The sequence below is a fragment of the Bacillus cereus group sp. N31 genome, assembly GCF_016483245.1.
GTDB classification, from domain to species: Bacteria; Bacillota; Bacilli; order Bacillales; family Bacillaceae_G; genus Bacillus_A; species Bacillus_A toyonensis.
The window spans coordinates 57,827-76,845 of the sequence record NZ_JAEHCH010000003.1 but is presented as its reverse complement, the minus strand read 5'-3'; the positions used below and the strand labels follow the sequence as shown (position 1 = coordinate 76,845).

The following is a 19,019-nucleotide window of genomic DNA, read 5'->3' as shown; positions in this document are numbered from 1 at the left end:
AGTTTATCTCTTTAAATTAACAGAAAACTGCGCGAATTCGAAATGAATTCACGATATTTGTAAGGAAAACTCAAAGTTTTCACTATCCTCAGGTATAAAAAAACGTTATTCTTTCTAAACAAGCTTGATTATTAGAAAGGATGAGATTTTTATGAATCTTTCAATTCGAAGCGAGCTACAATTATTTGCTGAAGAATTACATCAACATCTTACCCCATCATTTTTAGAAAAACTCGCTAGAGAACTAGCTTTTGTACAAAGAAAGCGTAAATTTTCAGGACATGATTTAGCTATTATTTGTGTGTGGATTAGTCAACGTGTAGCGAGTGATTCCTTAGTTCGACTGTGTAGTCAACTTCATGCTGTTACAGGAACTCTTATGAGTCCAGAAGGACTAAATAAACGCTTCAATAATAAGGATGTTTGCTTTTTAAAACATATCTTCTCTATATTATTAAAAAATAAAATTTGTGAAACATCAGTGATTCCAAGCTCTTCAATTACCTATTTTCAACGGATTCGTATTTTAGATGCGACGATTTTTCAAGTACCAAAACATTTAGCTAGTGTGTATCCTGGATCAGGTGGTTGTGCACAAACAGCAGGTATAAAGATTCAATTAGAATATGATTTACATAGTGGACAGGTTTTAAATTTTTAAGTTGAATCAGGTAAGAACAATGATAAGACCTTTGGAACAGAATGTTTAGCAACATTACGACCTGGCGATTTATGTATTCGGGATTTATGCTATTATTCACTGGAAGATTTAGATCAAATGGACCAACGAGGCGTTTATTATATATCGCGACTTAAACTAAATAATATGGTGTATATCAAAAATGAGTTTCCTGAATACTTTCGAAGTGGAACAGTAAAAAAAACAGTCTCAGTACATCAAAGTTGATTTAGAACACATTATGAATACCTTAACACCGAGACAGGTGTGAATTTAGGTAATCTAATATTTTCCATTCAAATATGATAGAATAGAAGTATATCCAAAACGGAGGAATAACAAATGAACTCAAACACAAAACAGTTTATTTATGATATCCAGCAACGAAAGAACAATTATATAGAAAATGCTTTAATAGCAATACAACACCCTAAAAAAGAGCAATCTGAACAGGTCATTCAAAATATAGTAGAGAAGTTGGATATGATGATTAGTCTAGTTACTACGTACATGAGGATTGAATCTGGATCTACGAAAGAATTCAAAGAACTTCAGAAAGAAATTATCCATGCTCAAGCATATATCCAAAAACGAAAATTTGAAGAAACACAGAGATAAAACCCTGTGTTTTTATTTGATGCTCTATGACGCTAATCTGTTATAAATCAAATCACATGTAATTTGATTATTGTTTTGGCATAATCCATACAATTTGTTGAATGCGTACAATATATGGCGCCGTATCTTCAATGAGCAAATGATCGGGTTTCACATCCTTTAATTTACCTCTTATATTTCCTCTTACAGTTTCAATAACCACATGTTTACCAATTACTGATTGTAATGTCTGATATACATAGGGGTTAGGCACACTTACCATATTTTGTTTACTAAAGTCATTTCCCTCCAAATAACTCATTCTATAAGACTCCTTTCTAACTCGCATTCTTTCTCCTAATATATGATGTAAATCTTATAAATATGCTAGAAGGATAATTCATTATATGAACGGAAATAACATTTTAATAAGATACGGTTCCTATTCCTAAATTGCTAAAAAATTATTTATATAAAGTTACTTTTACTAGTTAATAGGTGATGATATAGGGATATTTTGAATGTACATCTAGGTTGTTCCTTTCAGGATATGTATCATTTTAAATACGCCCTTTATTAGAATAGTACTCATACTTTTTTTGAGATTCTTTCGTAATACGTGCGTTAAGTAAAATTGCTAACAATAAAAACACTCCATATTTTCCCCCTGTAGCTCCTATGATAATCACACTACTACAAACAAGTACAATTAATAGGATAAACGAAACTAAATAAATACGATCATAATTCTTTGACATCTTCTCGTATTTTATGCGTTCTTTCCTTGCATCCATCTAAATTCCTCCTTTAAATAATCCATTTCACTCTCAAATAAATCTAGCCCTTAAAAAGGAAACAATCTATCGTTTTAAATAATTAGTTTGTTTTTTATCAACTAATTTATATAACGTAAAAAGAAATCCTACCAATACTAAGCTCTCCACCATGATAATCCCGACCCTCTCCTTCCTTCTAATCCCAACACATCAGATAAAAGTTATGTATATCCCATATTAGCTGCAACAAGCAAAAAGGATCCCCTTTCTCTTAAAGGCCGATCCTTTTCTCCTTGTATGCAACTATTTTTACCTATTCTTGATTAATTAGAATAATAGCTGGTCCATCTACACGAATTCCACCAACTTCGATTTTTTCATAAGACTCAACTGTAATAGAGATGATCCCTTCTCGCTTCTTTAATTCATTATTTAATTCTTTTGTTAACATTTTTTTCATGTGTGTACTCCTTCTTACTGCTTAATTTACTATTGGTATGTAAATAAAATTTAAATTGGTTTCCTGGTCTGGAAACCAATTTTTTGTAGTTGACCATATGGTGTTACCAGTTCGTTTATCAATTTTACGTAAAGAAGATAAACAATTACTATTCACTGTCTCAGTAGATGTAAGGAACTCTAAAAGATAGCGGTGAGATTGATTGTTTTTTCTTCTAGAAATAATGACTTAGATAGTATATTACCTAAAACAATGAAAGCCCTACCTCTCTTTCATCCTTACGGCTCCTTGTCCGTGCCAGTGTGAATCAGGATTGTAAAAATCAAGTGACTATTTAATCGAGTTATTTGATGAAACTTCAAACGTTCGTAAAAGAAATTTAAAAATAAAAATGGATTAGATTGAAGTAATAACAAAAGAGGTATCTACTCTAAAAGTGAGTTGAAGAAATTGAATATCTTTGAAATACTTTCCTTTTAATAATCATCGTATACCCAGAAAATTCAGGATATTTCCAAGGGATGTCATACAGTATTTATAATAAATCTCAACAGAAACTTTTTATTTGTTTTTCAGTGATTCCTTTAATTAATTCTAGCTCACTGACCAAAAATTTATATGCATCATCCAACAATTTTTTTTCGCTTGTATTCAGTGCTTTTTCCTTCTTTATACGGATTAAATCACGTATAACTTCAGCACCTTCTTGTATTTCACCCGTTTTTATTTTATCTGTGTTTACTTTATGCCTTTGTTTCCACGGCATTAATTCACCTGATTCTCCATGCTGAAAAATGTGTATAATGCGCGTTAATGTAAGTATATCAATAACTGGGCGTATATTCGAACTCAATATTTTGCCCTTAGGAATCATGATTTGCATATTACTAATGGACATTTTTATGACATAATAAAGTTGCTTTTTCCCTGAGAACTCTTTTTCTTCTATGGCTTCAATTATACCTGCTCCGTGCATTGGATAAACAATGTTATCGCCAATTTGAAACATATAACCCACCTCCATATGTGGTAACCTTCTCAAGCTTAACACATATGTTATTTTTTATCAAATATTTAATAATATCATGAGTTTTTTTTGGTGTCAATCACTTTTTTCTTCGGAAGTTAAATTAAGTAAAACAGCCGCAAAATAATAGAGAGCGTTCTAGATTTCAAATAAAAGAAAAGGGAATTCCCACGCGTATATACTGAAATCTCTACTCATTAACATAGATCAGTTTTTCCTTGAAAACGGCCAAATCGATCCCGTATTTTTTTCAATCTTATATGATACTCCAAAATCTCAATTCTTGCTTTTTCTGCTAGAGGGGCAATTGGTCGTAAGTCTTTTAACCCCCAATACTCAACCACTACATCAAGTACTTGATCAAAATATTGTAGTGGTCCATAGTTTGCTTCTTTTGCAATCACAGCCATTCTATTTTCAAAATCAGGCATGACGGCACCTGGCATTTTAAAATTCCTAATCACATTGGCAATATGGTAGCAATAATTTGGTTCCAATTCTAAATGTGTTCGAATAACGTCTCGATAAAACGCATAATGAAGTGTTTCATCTTTTGCAAGACGGCGTAATAATGTAGCAAGATCTGGATCATGCTTACTTGCCACCTTAGCTACATTACTGTAAAACACCATTGTTGCAAGTTCTTGTAGCGTCGTATACGTCATGGCTTCGATTGGTGTATGAAAATCAGGCTCAAATCCACACTCAACGACTGATTTTCTTAATTCATGTATACGTTTAGGGTTTACACTTCGAGTGAGTAGTAAATATGTCTCTAATAAATTCGAATGTTGATCCTCTTCTGAGGTCCAAGTATGAATAAAGTCTGTAATAACAGAAAGGGAACCTTTAAAAGTCGCAGATAAATACGTTGTAAACCACGGTAAATTCACTTCTGTTAATAAAGCTGTTTCAATGGCCGTAATTACACCAGAAGGGAGAGTAACTTGACTTTCATCCCAAGGAACTCTTTTAAAATCCATTCCCTTATCCCATGGTAAAAACTCATGATAACCCCAGTCTATCTTCTGCGCTCTTATTTTATGTTGTTCATACAGTTCTTTTAAACGTGGTTCTAATCGGAAATCTAAATCATTTGTTAGCATATAAGTGCCCCCTTTTCTTACCATGGATATTCATCTTATTTTTATCCTTAAAAATTTTCTACAAATAAATATTACTTTCCTTTTTTTAAATCAAACATAACAAACTTGTAACAAAACTCTTTAAGAGCGCTATATTTTCATAGAATTTTTTTATCAAAAGAGGGACCGTTACATCTATTTTCTTTTTTATAAAATAGATATTGAGGCATACAATATGTTAGTTAGTCAAAATAAAAAACTAACCTCAGTAAATACAGAATAACATTCATGGATAAAGATACTCGTCATGTTGTAAATTTTGGTGAGTGTAAAAAGGTGCATGCCTATAAAGAATCGTTTTATAATAAAGATTGATAGTGTTTTATATACACTATCAACTTATTTAGACGTAAGATTATAATCCAATATATTAGATTAAGCGCTTGAAAAAAATACAGTTGATGAGATAGCCTTAAACGACAATTCCCAACAAGCTTAATGCACATTGGCTATGATGAGTTAGACCAAATTTTGTGAAACAGTATACAACAAAAAGGGACGAGGCGATAAACATGCAGTCAACGGAAGCGCATATGAAGGAAAAACAACGTAGAGAAAAAATAGAAATTATATTTAGTCACAGGGTAAAAGGAGAGAATTTTTTTCACGGTTCTTCCTATCAATGGAAAAAAAAGGGATCCGTTTTACACAGCACCGTTCACTCATACACTATCCCGTCATTGATTTCGTAAAATATATAGCTAAGATTTATAAGGAGCCCCTCGAAATAAAATAATCATATTTATAAAAGGTTTATTTCCGGGGATTTTTTAACTTAAAACCAGGGTACCGCCAGCATTTCAGAAAAAAACAGGCTAAGAGTATACTAGATTTTATACAGTTTTTCTGCTAATCCAGTAACCCAAAAACCATGCCAGGATAGGAATGTATAAAAATGAATAGAGTTATAGAAAAAGAAAAAGTGGATTACACCACTACTTTCCCTACTACCCTACTACTAATAGTTATTTAAAACAAACTAGGTAATTTAACACTTAAATATTTAGGAAAAAGGCTCAGAATGAAATTAAATAATGAAAAAGATGGCATTGTGTTTGCAGTACTTTCTTATATTATGTGGGGTATTACTCCAATTTACTGGAAGCTTATTCAACACGTATCTTCAGGAGAAATTCTAGCACAACGAGTCTTTTGGTCCTTTATTTTTATGCTTGTACTTTTATTTTTCATGAAGAAATGGTCTACATATGTTGAATTCATGAAAGAAATTGTTAAAAATCCAAAATTAGTTTGGTCACTTATTATTGCTTCTGTACTGATTAGTTCAAACTGGGGCATCTTTATGTGGGCAGTGCTTAATGGAAAAATATTAGAAGCAAGTCTTGGTCAATACATTAATCCTTTAACAAGTATGTTAATCGGTGTAATCGCATTAAAAGAAAAGTTAAGTGGTTCTCAAATTCTTGCATTTATATTAGCAGGCATTGGTGTATTAACACTAACGTTCCATTATGGTGTGATTCCTTGGATTTCTCTTAGTTTGGCGCTTACCTTTGGATTTTATGGTTTAGCCAAAAAAATGATTAAAACAGATTCAGTCATTGGATTAACACTTGAAACGATGGTAATTTCGCCTATTGCGTTAGTATATTTGACTTACTTGATGTTTCAATCTCAAATACAATTTTTCAATTCTGTTTCAACCAGTTTATTATTAATAGGGAGTGGCATAGTAACAGCTCTACCACTTTTATTATTTACAAAGAGTGCTAAAAAAGTTTCATTATCTATGCTTGGTATTCTCCAATATATTTCACCAACTCTGTCACTAATAGCCGGTGTTTTTCTTTATAATGAAACGTTAACAAAAGCTCATTTTATAGCTTTTACCTTTATTTGGTTAGCCCTTGTAATTTATACTTTTTCTTCCATAACAAAGTCAAGTAAAGAGAGTAAAAAATAAATGAGTTTAACTTATAAATAATGAACTACCTGTAACGAAAATTATGTAAATAAGCTGTCCATATGGGCAGCTTATTGTATTTTTGCTTAGCGTTTTTTGATACATGTTGAATTGATGGTATTTTTGTACCAAGTACAAGTATGAATGCAACAAGTGCTAATCCTGTACATAGAAGAAATAGATAATGGAATGAAAATGATTTTATTACCCAAAGATCTAATGCTGGTCCTAAAGCCATGCCATTGCTTCTCCACGACGAGATCGTGGGATACATCAATCACAGCCTTTTCTATCGAACTTGTAGCAACTGCCCAGCTGATTCCATGGAGAATACGTAAAATCACTAAGCATATAACCCCTGTTATCCAAGTATAAAAATACATTGTCTTTACAAATAATACTCAAATATTTTTGCAACCTTTTCTTTTATTTTTTCTTTTATAGATAATTGGTTGACGTCAGAGGATGTTACTTGCTTTGAATTTTGTAAGTCTGCATTAATCACTGGTTTTATTCTCGAAATATAGATGGGGTCATGAATATAACAGTTCATTTCTTCATTTAAATGAAACGAGCGTGAATCAAAATTCACGGTCCCAACCATCAATACTTTTTCATCAATCAAAAATACTTTACCGTGTAACACCCCATTTTTGTAACCATATACTTCCATCCCCTGTTTTAATGCTTTTCGGATATATGGATATGCTGCTTCTTTAACTAATAGTGCATCCGAATGAGGTGAGAATAGAATTTTGACACGGACTCCCCTCTTTCTTGCATCTACTAATGCGTTCCAAATAGTTCTGTCTTTTGGTATAAAATAAGGTGTTAATATAATAATGGATTCTTTTGCTTGTTGAAACAGCATTTTATAATCTTGCCCAAGTTTTTCTCCACTATAATATGTAGTAAATCGTTGCGAGGTTGCTCCCTTTTCCTTTACCGCACTGTGTATCGGAATCGGTTTCTCTGAGTTTCTCTTCCAGTCTAATACAAATTGTTGTTCTAAATCTTGAACTCCTTCTCCTCGTATTTGAAGATGATAATCTCTCCAATAACCAAGTTTTTCTTTTTCTCCCAAATACTTCTTTCCGATGTTGAATCCACCAATGTAACCAACCTTTCCATCAATAACTGAAATACGACGATGATTCCGATGATCCAAAGAAGAAAAAAGATAAGGGAAAGCAGGTTTATTGTAATATGTAAAATGAACTCCTTTTTTAACTAATAATTCTCTTTCCTTTTTCTTTAGTAAAATTCCACCTAACCTGTCCAAAGCATAGTATACTTCTATACCTTCTTGACTTTTTTTCCGCAATAACTCTAGAAACTGATGGCTTACTTTATCATCAGCAATAGAAAAAAAGTTAACATGCACGTAATGCTTTGCTTTCTCTATATCTGAGAATAGTTGATTGTTTAACTGTTTCCCATCTGTATACAAAGTAATATCACTTTGACGCATAGGGTATTGACTAGAATTTTGGCTAAATATCCCATTTTTTTCGGCTATCGTTCTTTCAATTTCACCCCAAACAAACAGAACTAAACATCCACCGATAAATAAAAAGAGGAATACTCGGAAAATTCTTCCTATCTTTTTTAGCATATTTAATCTCCTTTATATATTATCGTTTTATTTCTGTTAGTTTTTGTTATTGGGACAAAACTATTCCATGTATCTATTAGCTAAAAAAATCCTTCTTTGAATGATTAACTATAAAATTTCTCATTCGCATAACCCTAAAATTGGAAGTCGTACGATGATAACAAAATAGGCACTCTATATTTTGAAGTACATTTACAAGGAGGAATACTACATGACAGTAAGTACTAAACTTAAACAAACTATCGCTGGATTAAAGAGTGCTCAAGCATGCCTAGAAGGATTTGTTCTTGATACTGATAACAAGCAAGCAAAACAATTATATACAGGTGCAGCACAACAAACTCAAGAAATTATTGAATCTTTAAATCCTCGTCTTCAACAAATTGAACATGAAGAGCCTCAGTACAAGTAATAACATAATACCTTTCACATAGAATATCGTCCCCATGGAAGAGTGCCCAGCTTAAATAACGATTATCATAATGCTGATTACGATTAAAGGTTCTCACCATATTGCCATCAATTCAAGAATTCAAAATTACCCCAAAACGAAAAAATGAGTTCAACTCTCATGGACACCTATGAAAAGATGAAATTTTCGTTTTTGAGGCATTTCAAAATGTTAGCTTGATTGGCATAGGGGTAGCGCCACATCCCCATCAAGCTAACAATGTATATTCCATGCACTTCCGTTCTTGATGCTCACATGCTTGATATTTTTATTTGTTTTTAAAGTTTGCTTTTGATTAAAAGGGAAAATACACGCTATAAAAATAAAACCCCAATCTCTCCATATTAAAATTGAGAAATCGGGGTTTAGTCACGTAATAATATTTTTTATTTAAAACAGATAACTAATTAATAATCCTGCCGATAATAAAAAGCCAAAAATCGTTCTTGCTCGCACGATAACTTTGCATCAAAATATCGTTTTTTCTAATATGGGGTACAGTTGAGATACATGAAATTTTGGGTATTAGGCTTACAACCGTTTGAACTTATAGCTAGCTTTATTATCTCTATTTACAAGGAACTGGCTATGACAACTACATTAAGTTTTTCAAAAGAAAATCCGTTGCTTAAATTCGAACAACGGACCTTCTTTATATGAACCAATTTAAAACATCCTCAGCAATCTCTTCTGGTCTATCCCAATGCATTAGGTGCCCTGTATCTATATAAAGCTTAGTCGTAATATTAATATGCTTCTTAAATTCCGCAATCTGTAATTCTCTTATTTCTAAATAATTATCTGGAAGATCACAATACAATAATAAAATATCGCTTTTAATTTTATGCAGTTTCAACGTTTTATACACCGTATATTGAAACTTAATTATACTTCTAGCGGTATCGCCATTAGCATGCCATTTCACTTTATTATCTTCTTCTCGCATTAAGTCATAAACCGCACGTTCTATTAATGGTGACCATCTACTGTAAACCATTTTTTCTGATTGGATGAATGCTTCTTTACTGTCAAAAATATATTCATCAAAATCTTTTTCGTAATGGGTGATTTCTTCTTCTAATGACCGCGGTGGGCACTCTCCTTCTTTCGCACCTTTATATAGCTCCGCAAAATAATTTGCATTCATTTTACCATGATGATAACCACCATCTAGCAAAACCATTTTATTCACTTTTTCTGTACATTCTGCTGCATAGTGAAGCGCAACGCTTGCTCCCCATGAATGTGCTAATATATGAAATGTTTCTTTTCCTATCTGCTCAAGTAATGCTACTACCCAATTTGTTAAATGAGATGCACCGTAATCTTCATCCTTCTCAAAACTTGGTGTATTCCCATGTCCAGGTAGATCAAACGATACAATATGATAGTTCTCTTTTAAAAGTTCCGCTATTTCTATAAAACTTAATTTTGTACTTCCTAAACCATGAAAACAAATGATTTGAGGATTACTTTTATCTCCCCATTCACAAACACTTGCTTTATATTCGCCAAATTCTACAAAAAAGTGATTCATTTTTAATCTCCTCTAATTATTAGATATAAATTAGTTTGAATACGAAATTATTTTTTCTGTATAAATAGATTCAATAAAATTATCCAAATCCCTTTTTCGTAAATGATTTTATAGAATACGAGAGTTAACTCTAGTTGAAAGCACGAAACACTTATCATTTCAGTTAATGATTAGACTACATCTTCACGCCTATAAAATTAATATAGTTTAATAGTTGTAATATACGTTTATCATATGTGTGATGTTTCAAAGTTCTATCCAGTCCATTTCTTGCTATTTGTTTTCTTTCTTGTACATGTTCCAAATAATACTCTGCTTTTTGTATAAACTCTGGTGCACTATAAAAAGTTTCTATTTCAACACCTGGTATGTAATGCTTTGCTACATCTGGTCGTATATCAGTTAATTGAAAAGAGCCTACAGCATTAATTTCAAACGTCCTATTATTTACTGAATATGCTTGGATATTTGCTGCATTACAATTCAATTCCTGATCATTTGGTGAACGGTGTAAATTTATATTAATTTTAGTAGCTACGTAATATTGCAATGCATCCTCATACTTCGCAAGTGGCAAGAGTTGTATTTTATCCTTTAATCTTTCATAATTATTTAACTTCTCCCAACCGAACCCCACAATTTTTATATTTTTTTCTGCTAAATACTCTGAAATAGAATCAACAAAGGTAAGTCTATTTTCAAATGCTGTACCTATAAAACTAAGATCATATTTATATGTATCTTCTTCCTGAGAAGGTTTAAACACATCTTGATTTGCTGCTAACGGAAGATGAAATACATTCTTACATCCTAATCCTCTATAAAACTTGATACAATTTAAATCTTGCGTAAATATGTAATCATAGTACGGCACAAGATGTTGTGTTACATCCGTATAATACGGATCATCTGTCAGCCAAAGTCCAGTAGTAAAACCTGCACTCTTTAGTACTGGCATGACACTAATAATTCCCTCGTTTAAACCACCAAGTACCAAAATAAAATCCGGTTTCATTTTTAATGCGGTTTCTATCGCTCGTTCTGGGTTCACCATAATTGTATTACTGTTTACCTTTTGTAAACTATTCAAAATTGCTTCTTCGATCATTGGATAATAAAAAGGAATGCCTGATTGAATAAATAAAATTTTCTTAGGCGTATTGTCTTTCATGTCATCTCCCCTATTTCTACATAATCAAAAAAGTACACAAAAATTAGCAGTCTTTATTCATTTTATGACATCTTCCTTTACATGTATAAGCAACGTTTATGTCCATTATGTTGAACTCCTCTCATTTTAGAAGCTGTCACGAAGGGAATAAAATTAGGTTATATTCAGCCAAATTATTAAACATAGAAAATGAATACATAAAAGAAAGAGCCGGCTCGTATGAGTTAGCTCTTTCTCTTTTACAATATCTAATACACTCTACAGTAAAAAAACTATGATTACAGTCAAATCACTTCCAAACGACACCTCGCCGCTCATATTCCATTCTATATTCAACAGCAGCTGCAATTTTGGGACTTGCAAATCTTTCCGTGATCCAAAGTCCTAAATCAAGTCCTGAAGTAACTCCTCTTGCAGTAATAACATTCCCTTGATCCACAATTCTGTATGGAAGAGGCTCTGCCCCATATGTACGAATTTCACACTGCGCCAAATGATGCATTGTTGCCTTTTTATCATTCAATATACCAGATGCAGCTAATAACATACCTCCAGTACAAACTCCAGCAACAATCGTTCCTTCGTTGTGCATCTCTCTAATTATTTTATTTAAAGTGCCAAGCTCAGCTTGCTTTCGTGCCCCGTGCTCAGCTTTATGATTCCAGCCACCACCAGGCACAATTAACAAATCTGGACGATTATCCATCCTTAAAAAATCATGTAGTTTAACCGTAACTCCAAATGAAGTAGTAACTTCTTGTTTTGGTTCACTTGATACGAGTTCAACCGTAAATGGAGCACCTTCTTCTATCGCTCTTTTCAATACTTCAAAAGGAGCAAAAGAGACAAGCTCTCCAAAACCGTCAAACAATACAATTTGTATTTTCATTTTTTAAACACCTCACATGATTTCTTTTTTGAATCCCAAATTAGAAGAATAAATGTTATCTACAAATTAACAATGACAACAGTCTTTCTCCCCTTATTTTATAAACTCTCAAATGTTCTACTAATGCACTCTCGTCACCTATTAGACTCAACGTCTTTTTAACGAAGTTCCAATTTAGACTACCGGATAACCATAGTAGTGAAGAAAGTCTTTTATAATCATTTGAAGTTAAAATGTTATTAGCTCGATACCCTTTTAAAAATGCTCTAGCAACTTTCGAACATACTTTATGCGACTGTATTCCTTTCGTTCGAGAGTACCATTTTATTAAAAAGGCTAGTCCTTCAATTCGATCTACATATCCAATCGATTCTAAATCTATAATTCCTTTTACACATTGATTGGAGTTCCATATGACATTTAAAGGATTTAAATCTGTTTGCACAATAAACTCCAAACCATTCGTATGTGCGCATTCTAAATGATACTTAGCTAGATTCATATACCTCTGCAATTCCTTACATGTACCACCTTTATTTTCTAACAACTTTATAAACTCACCATATCCATCTAAATGAGATTTCTTTTGAAAAATCGAGCTTTGAAATGTACTAGAAATATCATGTATCTTTCTTGCTTCCTTTCCAAAGACTTCTGCCATCGTTTCTGTGCAATGAGTAACATGTTCCCCTTCCATCCAAGTAGACAATACAAACCGATACTGTTCATCATTCCAAGTGACAAATGTAAATGGCTCTCCTGCCCTATTCTTGTTTATCTGCATAAAAGGAATTTCATGTTCGCGTAAATAATACGTAAACCGTACTTGCTCTTTCAATTGTTCATTTGATAACGTCCCAAAGGCTGGATTGATTGTGCGATCGCTATTTATAAATCTTGCGGAATACCGATTCCCATTCACCATGATTTTATAGTGTAAATCTGTATGCCAACTGTTCTTATGTAATTTTTCTTCAACTATTAGTGAATGAATTTCTTTAAAGTAGTTTATTAATATGTCTTTTATTATTTGTTTCATCCTATTCTCCTTACATGTAAAAACTTTTGATGATAGGTTTGTAAAATACACTTAATTTACTCAAAAGGAAAATAATATCCTACATAATTAAACACATTTGTAAAACCTACATTTTCTACAACGGCCACAGAAGGCTTATTTAATTCCATGCAGTCCCAATATGGAATGATATTATTCTCCAAACACTCTTTTACGAAACTATGAGCTATCGTTTGCGCTAATTTTCTACCTTGGTGACCTTCTATCGTTTCAATATCTATGCAATGTATATTTTCAAAAACGAACCCTGAAAAACATACACTTACAATCAGGTTGTCAAAAACTATACAATAGCCTATTCCCTCGTTAAAAAATTCATCAAGCGAGGACCAAAACTCTAAAATTTTTGATTGTAAAAATTCAATATTCTTCAATACATTCCCTTGATTTTCATAGAGAGCTTTACTCATTTTTATCACTGTATACCCTTGTTCAATTTTAGGTTCATGATTATCCTCATAATCCTCTTCCTTTAGCGTATACACTCTTTGATTCCAACTCTTTAATTTACGATATTGAAATATTTTTTTGATTGCTTTATTCCACTTTGAATGATTACCAATTGCTTCAAAGCAATCTAGTCCAGCCTTTCTGGCCTCAGGTTCTATCACATTATCAATAAAACTATTCATTTCATTATTAAACTTTTCATTTTCTGCACTTCCTATAAAAAAGAAGCCATCGTTATTCCCTAACCAGATAAGTCCTGAATTAGGAGAATAGATATTATCTACAAATATACGACCAGGATTCACCCCTGCAATTACAGCCTTTACTTCTAATTGACCTTTTTCATTTACTAAACCGTTACATTTATAAAAATCATTCATGTTTAATTCAGAAATCATATTTTATGCCCCCCTGAAACTGCTCTATTCTAACTTTACCACCATGACAGAATATTCTCTATTCGTTTTAATAGTTGTTTTCAACCAAAGAAGTAGATAATAAAAAAGAGCCAACCTCTATAAAATAGAAGATTGGCCCTGTCCTTTATTTACTCCCCTGTTTCAGAAAATCGCTTTATACGTTCTCCAATTTCATCGCGAACACGTTGAAATTCAGACCACTCTTTTCCTGCTGGATCATCGAATCCCCAGTGAATACGGTTAACGTGCGAAGGTGTCGAAGGACAAACAGAATCCGCATGACTACAAAGCGTAACGACTAAATCAGCACTATTTAAAATGTTTGCATCAATTATATCCGATGTTTGATTTGTTATGTCTATATTTACTTCATTCATTGCTTTAATAGCATTTGGATTTACTCCGTGCGCTTCGATTCCTGCAGAATATACATTCCACTTATCTCCCAAATATTGTTTGCCCCATGCTTCTGCCATTTGACTTCGGCATGAATTTCCTGTGCATAAGAAATAGATTGTCTTTTTGTTTTCCATGTTGTTTTCCGCCTTTGTTTTTAAATTATACTGGTTGATTATTAAAATATTTACGCTTAAACCAAAAAGCGACGTTTACAAGGGCAATCATGACAGGTACTTCAACTAATGGCCCGATAACAGCTGCAAATGCTGCGCCTGAATGAATACCAAACACACCAACTGCTACAGCAATTGCTAACTCAAAGTTATTACTACCTGCTGTAAATGCTAACGTTGTTGTCACTGGATAGTTTGCACCAATTTTTCTTCCCATAAAGAAAGAAACAAAAAACATCACAATAAAATAGATGAATAACGGAATTGCTATTCTTACTACATCTAATGGTACGCTAACAATCATTTCCCCTTTTAAAGAGAACATAACGATGATTGTAAATAGTAATGCAAGTAATGTAAGTGGACTAATCTTCGGTATAAACACCTTTTCATACCACTGTCTTCCTTTTAACTTAACGAGTACAAAACGTGTCAACATGCCTGCTATAAAAGGAATTCCCAAATAGATAAATACTGATTTCGCTACTTCTCCCATTGTAATATCGACAATAGCCCCTTCAATCCCTAACCATTCTGGAATGACTGTTACAAACACGTATGCATAAACGGAGAAGAATAACATTTGGAATACTGAGTTAAAAGCCACTAAACCTGCTGCATACTCTTTATCCCCATCTGCTAGATCGTTCCAAACAATCACCATTGCAATGCAGCGTGCTAAACCAATCATAATGAGCCCAACCATGTATTCTGGCTTATCAGGAAGAAAAATAATTGCTAAAACAAACATAAGTACAGGTCCAATAATCCAGTTTTGTACTAAAGATAAAACCAACACTTTTACGTCTTTAAATACTCGGCCCATTTCCTCGTAACGAACTTTCGCTAATGGTGGATACATCATGACAATTAAACCGACAGCGAGCGGGATAGACGTTGTTCCAACTTGTAATGTATTTAGTCCGTCTACTACACTAGGAAACACAAACCCCAAACCAATCCCAACAGCCATCGCTAGAAAAATCCATAGTGTTAAATATCGATCTAGAAAAGATAAACGGTTCATTTTATTTTCCATCTCCTATTAACAACAAGAATTTTTTTCTACTACGTTAGAAGTCGTGCAACAAGATGGATCTTCAATTTTATGAACATCACTCTGTGCTTTTGTATAAAAGAATTCCCACTCGTTCCCATCAGGATCTGTTACCCAAAACTTATCTTGGACCGCATAGCAACAAGTCGTATCCATCTCATCACGCGCAAAGAAACCTTCTTTTTCTAATCTTTCTTTATGTAATGTTATTTCTTCAGCAGTATCCACTTGGAAACCGAAATGATTTACCTGATTTCCCTTCACTTCATCTCTTACGTTCAGCGTGAAGTTAAGTCCGGGCGTCTCTAATAAAAATTTTGCATAATCTACTTTCACCTTAACTGGTGACACACCAAATACCTTTTCGTAGAATTCGATAGACTTCTCTAAATCCGTAACATTTATACCAACGTGAACATATCTCATAGCTTATTCCTCCTCTTTATATGTTATTAATCAATTTTTTTTGATTAATAGTTTAAAATTTTAACAACAGCTACCTTTACCTGTTTTTCTAAAAATACAGCACAATTCTTCTGATAATAAATTATTTACTTCCGCATCATTTAAATCATAATAACTCCACGTGCCTTTTGTTTCTTTTATAATTAAACCTGCATCTAATAAAATCTTTAAATGATATGACAACTTAGATTGCGTCATTTCAAAAATCTCTGTTAAATCACATACACACGTCTGCCCTCGCTGGCAAAGTTCATACATAATCTCTAAACGCTTTTGATCAGCCAACGCTTTAAACTTTTTCTCATATAACTTAAAATCCTGTGCCACTGTAGGTTCCTCTCCCTTCATCAAGTTTTTTTGATATTTATAGTATATACGCAGCTGAGTTTTATATGCAACTATTTCATCAAGTTTTTTTGATATATAAAAAAACTTCCTCGCATCCTATCTTTGTTACAATAAAAAAAGACCATAACTTTTTCAACAATGAAAAACTACAGTTCTTTTTACAACTTAATAGTTATAATATTTCCCGGCAATGGAGTCTCTATAACTGTTTTAAATTTTAATTTGACCATTATAGAGTATTCCCCCATCACCATCAATCTAAGAAAAACAAATACCCCAAAATGTGAAAAATCAATATAACTCTTCGGCAAATAAAGATAACTCTTGTTTTTTGTACGTATTCATAAAAAGCACGTCACCCTTTCTCATTAACATAAGAGAATAGTAACGTGCTTTTAATTTCAAAAATAGTCTAAATCCTTAAGTTGATGGTTGTGGGGCGGAACCCCAATAAGAACGGTATCTAAAAGTTGTATGAGAGGTGTTAGTTCCATTCCAAAGGCCTCAGCAAACGATTAACTCAAGTACTGATTTCGGATGACCCCCATGTGATGAAGTTCGTGTCCTGCGATGCCATACGCGAGGGCGCGCACCGTAATGCTTAGGTTGTTGGCTGTGCCCTTTCGGTTCCACGCCTCCGCCGGTAGCCCGCGCAGCAATGTGATCGTTGATTGCCGTACGGCCCGGTAGTCTTCGGCCAATTGCTCGGTTGTCCAACTTCCGAAAGGAGGCATGAACAATTCCTGATCGAAACCAGTCAGAGACGTCTGGTCCCCTCTTGCGAACCGGAGCAGGCGGTAGGTCATGACGCGTTCCGCGTCTGCAATGTGGCCCACGACTTCTTTCAGCGTCCATTTTCCTTCCGCATACCGATATGCGGCCTGGCTTTCGGTCAACGATGCCAGTAGCTCAATCATTTGCTTTTCCTGGGCAAGCAGAATGTCGATGATGTTACCGTCCGGCACCAAACGGATATACTCGCCGGAGTTCCCGGCGTATTCTTCTTCTGACGGTCTTTGATTCATGCGTAGTCACCTCTTTATGTAGATATAGAAAATTATAGCACTCGTCTATGTCTAATCAATTCGCGAAATGATAGAACTTCCCTTCTAATAATTGAGGATAAGCAACTATTTAGTCGGTCGCCACACTATCCTGATTCGTTAGCACAATAAGCAATGCTAATCAATAATGCATAAAATTATCTGTTATACAATATTTCGAAGGTATTAATATATAAAGGTAACACCTTCTTTTTTTAATTTAAAGATGCATTTTCAATTATATTTTGAAATGAACCGGAGTAAAACACACTAGTCTAACTACTTTTTCATACAAGATTTTATGCAAAAAGGAATAGCGAAGATCCCTAGAATCCCCGCTATATCAATGATGTATAAAATCTTGTATAAGAGAAAGATAGACATAGAGACAAAAAATTTAGTAAAAACAAGGATGCTATGAAAAACTTGCTACCGATAATGAGACGTTATGTTAACCGAGCATGTATAGGATATACAAACAAATACCCCCAACAAATTACCTCTTCCGAATGGTATAATTAGGAAAATGGAGGTGCATGTAGCATGGTAAAGAAAACAGGTTGGACCTATCTCATTGGTTTATTATCATTAGGAACCCTCGCAATAATCGTGGCAAATACTGCTAAGTTGATTCCGAATCATGTTGTTTCCTCGAAAATCTTTATTGTTGCAATTATCATTGGATTCGGAGCCAATTTAACGGGGCTTTACTTACTTAAAAAAAACAAATTGTAAGAACCGATAACCCCTTTCTCCAAACGAGAGGGATTTGCTGTGTAATGGAAGGGGATTCGATTATGGTGAGAATAAATGCTTGGAATATTGCTCCATTTATTATGGAAATTATTGGATTTATATTCAGCCTAAAATTTCAAGATATGGCGTATTGGGAGCGAAATGAAACAAGAGTAGTAGGTACATTCAGTATCGCATGGTTTTGGATTGGAGTAGAGTAGGCTTAACATATGCCTGTACCATTACATCAATTATTCTTGTATTCTTACAGACCAAAAATATACAGCGGGGTACAATGAGTAATGTTTTGAGGTCTATTAATTTACTCATAGTCACTATAACGCTGATTTGGACAACATTTGTTGTCATAGCAGGGTCTTCTTGTAGAGTGATAATAAAGTAGTTTAATTTACAATAAAGTCCTTTAAGAAATAATAAAGTTGTTTAATTCCCTATAGAGCTAACGGAGCAGTCTAGTTTAATAAGTTGGGAAGTAATGCTTAACTACTTGATAAAGCATGAGCTAATGAAGTACCGGAAAAATAACTGTACCACGAAATAGTGCCATAATTGGGGCTTAG

At 33.4% G+C, this 19,019-nt stretch carries 21 protein-coding genes and 3 pseudogenes; 7 read left to right on the top strand and 17 right to left on the bottom strand.

Annotated features, from left to right (window positions below; genetic code table 11):
* Window positions 1-151: 151 nt before the first annotated feature.
* Both JDS81_RS06875 and JDS81_RS06870 read left to right on the top strand, forming a co-directional pair.
* Window positions 152-944 (top strand): annotated as a pseudogene (locus JDS81_RS06875) (IS4 family transposase); the annotation flags it as partial.
* Window positions 945-1,021: 77 nt separating this feature from the next.
* Entirely contained in the window at window positions 1,022-1,297 is a 276-nt protein-coding gene (locus tag JDS81_RS06870) for a hypothetical protein (protein ID WP_097954382.1), read from the top strand.
* A gap of 67 nt (window positions 1,298-1,364) precedes the next feature.
* Here JDS81_RS06870 and JDS81_RS06865 read toward each other — a convergent pair whose 3' ends face one another.
* From JDS81_RS06865 to JDS81_RS06845, 5 genes are all read right to left on the bottom strand, one after another.
* Window positions 1,365-1,598 (bottom strand): YuzF family protein, encoded by a 234-nt coding sequence (locus tag JDS81_RS06865; RefSeq protein WP_000120817.1) that lies wholly within the window; start codon window positions 1,596-1,598, stop codon window positions 1,365-1,367.
* 238 nt (window positions 1,599-1,836) lie between these two features.
* Complete coding sequence (locus JDS81_RS06860; RefSeq protein WP_000340034.1) at window positions 1,837-2,070, bottom strand: hypothetical protein; 234 nt, start codon at window positions 2,068-2,070, stop codon at window positions 1,837-1,839.
* Window positions 2,071-2,365: 295 nt separating this feature from the next.
* A complete protein-coding gene (locus JDS81_RS06855; protein WP_097954383.1) occupies window positions 2,366-2,512 on the bottom strand; it encodes a BC1881 family protein in 147 nt (48 codons plus the stop codon).
* A 547-nt stretch (window positions 2,513-3,059) separates the two neighbouring features.
* Window positions 3,060-3,521, bottom strand: a complete 462-nt coding sequence (locus tag JDS81_RS06850) for a CarD family transcriptional regulator (protein WP_097843188.1) — start codon at window positions 3,519-3,521, stop codon at window positions 3,060-3,062.
* 215 nt (window positions 3,522-3,736) lie between these two features.
* On the bottom strand, window positions 3,737-4,645 hold the full coding sequence (locus JDS81_RS06845) for an acyl-ACP desaturase (RefSeq protein WP_098165103.1): 909 nt from the start codon (window positions 4,643-4,645) through the stop codon (window positions 3,737-3,739).
* A gap of 551 nt (window positions 4,646-5,196) precedes the next feature.
* Here JDS81_RS06845 and JDS81_RS06840 point away from each other — a divergent pair.
* Window positions 5,197-5,420, top strand: a pseudogene (locus tag JDS81_RS06840) (hypothetical protein).
* Window positions 5,421-5,705: 285 nt separating this feature from the next.
* On the top strand, window positions 5,706-6,608 hold the full coding sequence (gene rarD / locus JDS81_RS06835; protein WP_000773904.1) for an EamA family transporter RarD: 903 nt from the start codon (window positions 5,706-5,708) through the stop codon (window positions 6,606-6,608).
* A 61-nt stretch (window positions 6,609-6,669) separates the two neighbouring features.
* On the opposite strand, the pseudogene JDS81_RS30915 reads toward rarD, so the two are convergent.
* Window positions 6,670-7,009: pseudogene (locus JDS81_RS30915) on the bottom strand (MFS transporter); the annotation flags it as partial.
* Window positions 6,997-8,223 carry a phospholipase D-like domain-containing protein gene (locus JDS81_RS06825; protein WP_097952142.1) on the bottom strand — a complete coding sequence of 409 codons (1,227 nt, stop codon included), beginning with the start codon at window positions 8,221-8,223 and terminating at the stop codon, window positions 6,997-6,999. The gene JDS81_RS06825 and the pseudogene JDS81_RS30915, both read right to left, overlap by 13 nt.
* A 211-nt stretch (window positions 8,224-8,434) precedes the next feature.
* Here JDS81_RS06825 and JDS81_RS06820 point away from each other — a divergent pair, with 211 nt between their 5' ends.
* The gene (locus tag JDS81_RS06820; protein WP_000218935.1) at window positions 8,435-8,635 is read left to right on the top strand and encodes a DUF1657 domain-containing protein; all 201 of its coding nucleotides are present in this window, start codon (window positions 8,435-8,437) and stop codon (window positions 8,633-8,635) included.
* 691 nt (window positions 8,636-9,326) lie between these two features.
* Here JDS81_RS06820 and JDS81_RS06815 read toward each other — a convergent pair.
* The 10 genes from JDS81_RS06815 to JDS81_RS06770 all read right to left on the bottom strand — a co-directional run bounded on the left by JDS81_RS06815 (window position 9,327) and on the right by JDS81_RS06770 (window position 17,685).
* On the bottom strand, window positions 9,327-10,211 hold the full coding sequence (locus JDS81_RS06815; protein WP_097952143.1) for an alpha/beta fold hydrolase: 885 nt from the start codon (window positions 10,209-10,211) through the stop codon (window positions 9,327-9,329).
* Window positions 10,212-10,386: 175 nt separating this feature from the next.
* Entirely contained in the window at window positions 10,387-11,382 is a 996-nt protein-coding gene (locus JDS81_RS06810) for a CgeB family protein (RefSeq protein WP_016087252.1), read from the bottom strand.
* Window positions 11,383-11,671: 289 nt separating this feature from the next.
* Window positions 11,672-12,271, bottom strand: coding sequence for a DJ-1/PfpI family protein (locus JDS81_RS06805; protein ID WP_097952145.1), 600 nt, complete (start codon window positions 12,269-12,271; stop codon window positions 11,672-11,674).
* 55 nt (window positions 12,272-12,326) lie between these two features.
* On the bottom strand, window positions 12,327-13,310 hold the full coding sequence (locus tag JDS81_RS06800; protein ID WP_142311493.1) for a phosphotransferase enzyme family protein: 984 nt from the start codon (window positions 13,308-13,310) through the stop codon (window positions 12,327-12,329).
* 56 nt (window positions 13,311-13,366) lie between these two features.
* Complete coding sequence (locus JDS81_RS06795; RefSeq protein WP_097952147.1) at window positions 13,367-14,197, bottom strand: GNAT family N-acetyltransferase; 831 nt, start codon at window positions 14,195-14,197, stop codon at window positions 13,367-13,369.
* Between the two features lie 149 nt (window positions 14,198-14,346).
* Window positions 14,347-14,751 (bottom strand): arsenate reductase (thioredoxin), encoded by a 405-nt coding sequence (gene arsC / locus JDS81_RS06790; RefSeq protein ID WP_097952150.1) that lies wholly within the window; start codon window positions 14,749-14,751, stop codon window positions 14,347-14,349.
* A gap of 25 nt (window positions 14,752-14,776) precedes the next feature.
* Entirely contained in the window at window positions 14,777-15,817 is a 1,041-nt protein-coding gene (arsB, locus tag JDS81_RS06785) for an ACR3 family arsenite efflux transporter (protein WP_097952152.1), read from the bottom strand.
* Window positions 15,818-15,835: 18 nt separating this feature from the next.
* Complete coding sequence (locus JDS81_RS06780; RefSeq protein WP_097952154.1) at window positions 15,836-16,273, bottom strand: ArsI/CadI family heavy metal resistance metalloenzyme; 438 nt, start codon at window positions 16,271-16,273, stop codon at window positions 15,836-15,838.
* 60 nt (window positions 16,274-16,333) lie between these two features.
* Window positions 16,334-16,660 carry an arsenical resistance operon transcriptional regulator ArsR gene (arsR, locus tag JDS81_RS06775; RefSeq protein WP_176521132.1) on the bottom strand — a complete coding sequence of 109 codons (327 nt, stop codon included), beginning with the start codon at window positions 16,658-16,660 and terminating at the stop codon, window positions 16,334-16,336.
* Window positions 16,661-17,175: 515 nt separating this feature from the next.
* On the bottom strand, window positions 17,176-17,685 hold the full coding sequence (locus JDS81_RS06770; RefSeq protein WP_097952159.1) for a DinB family protein: 510 nt from the start codon (window positions 17,683-17,685) through the stop codon (window positions 17,176-17,178).
* 561 nt (window positions 17,686-18,246) lie between these two features.
* Here JDS81_RS06770 and JDS81_RS06765 point away from each other — a divergent pair.
* On the top strand, window positions 18,247-18,438 hold the full coding sequence (locus tag JDS81_RS06765) for a hypothetical protein (protein ID WP_097952161.1): 192 nt from the start codon (window positions 18,247-18,249) through the stop codon (window positions 18,436-18,438).
* A gap of 62 nt (window positions 18,439-18,500) precedes the next feature.
* On the top strand, window positions 18,501-18,659 hold the full coding sequence (locus JDS81_RS06760) for a hypothetical protein (RefSeq protein WP_179864491.1): 159 nt from the start codon (window positions 18,501-18,503) through the stop codon (window positions 18,657-18,659).
* Window positions 18,660-19,019 lie beyond the last annotated feature (360 nt).

Bases quoted from the DNA above. Each gene is read 5' to 3' on its own strand.
- JDS81_RS06860 (WP_000340034.1), bottom strand. From the start codon at position 2,070: ATGGATGCAAGGAAAGAACGCATAAAATACGAGAAGATGTCAAAGAAT.
- JDS81_RS06760 (WP_179864491.1), top strand. From the start codon at position 18,501: ATGGTGAGAATAAATGCTTGGAATATTGCTCCATTTATTATGGAAATT.
- JDS81_RS06780 (WP_097952154.1), bottom strand. From the start codon at position 16,273: ATGAGATATGTTCACGTTGGTATAAATGTTACGGATTTAGAGAAGTCT.
- JDS81_RS06795 (WP_097952147.1), bottom strand. From the start codon at position 14,197: ATGATTTCTGAATTAAACATGAATGATTTTTATAAATGTAACGGTTTA.
- JDS81_RS06800 (WP_142311493.1), bottom strand. From the start codon at position 13,310: ATGAAACAAATAATAAAAGACATATTAATAAACTACTTTAAAGAAATT.
- JDS81_RS06815 (WP_097952143.1), bottom strand. From the start codon at position 10,211: ATGAATCACTTTTTTGTAGAATTTGGCGAATATAAAGCAAGTGTTTGT.
- JDS81_RS06850 (WP_097843188.1), bottom strand. From the start codon at position 3,521: ATGTTTCAAATTGGCGATAACATTGTTTATCCAATGCACGGAGCAGGT.
- JDS81_RS06855 (WP_097954383.1), bottom strand. From the start codon at position 2,512: ATGAAAAAAATGTTAACAAAAGAATTAAATAATGAATTAAAGAAGCGA.
- arsC (WP_097952150.1), bottom strand. From the start codon at position 14,751: ATGGAAAACAAAAAGACAATCTATTTCTTATGCACAGGAAATTCATGC.
- arsR (WP_176521132.1), bottom strand. From the start codon at position 16,660: ATGAAGGGAGAGGAACCTACAGTGGCACAGGATTTTAAGTTATATGAG.
- rarD (WP_000773904.1), top strand. From the start codon at position 5,706: ATGAAATTAAATAATGAAAAAGATGGCATTGTGTTTGCAGTACTTTCT.
- arsB (WP_097952152.1), bottom strand. From the start codon at position 15,817: ATGAACCGTTTATCTTTTCTAGATCGATATTTAACACTATGGATTTTT.
- JDS81_RS06805 (WP_097952145.1), bottom strand. From the start codon at position 12,271: ATGAAAATACAAATTGTATTGTTTGACGGTTTTGGAGAGCTTGTCTCT.
- JDS81_RS06770 (WP_097952159.1), bottom strand. From the start codon at position 17,685: ATGAATCAAAGACCGTCAGAAGAAGAATACGCCGGGAACTCCGGCGAG.
- JDS81_RS06845 (WP_098165103.1), bottom strand. From the start codon at position 4,645: ATGCTAACAAATGATTTAGATTTCCGATTAGAACCACGTTTAAAAGAA.
- JDS81_RS06870 (WP_097954382.1), top strand. From the start codon at position 1,022: ATGAACTCAAACACAAAACAGTTTATTTATGATATCCAGCAACGAAAG.
- JDS81_RS06765 (WP_097952161.1), top strand. From the start codon at position 18,247: ATGGTAAAGAAAACAGGTTGGACCTATCTCATTGGTTTATTATCATTA.
- JDS81_RS06820 (WP_000218935.1), top strand. From the start codon at position 8,435: ATGACAGTAAGTACTAAACTTAAACAAACTATCGCTGGATTAAAGAGT.
- JDS81_RS06865 (WP_000120817.1), bottom strand. From the start codon at position 1,598: ATGAGTTATTTGGAGGGAAATGACTTTAGTAAACAAAATATGGTAAGT.
- JDS81_RS06810 (WP_016087252.1), bottom strand. From the start codon at position 11,382: ATGAAAGACAATACGCCTAAGAAAATTTTATTTATTCAATCAGGCATT.
- JDS81_RS06825 (WP_097952142.1), bottom strand. From the start codon at position 8,223: ATGCTAAAAAAGATAGGAAGAATTTTCCGAGTATTCCTCTTTTTATTT.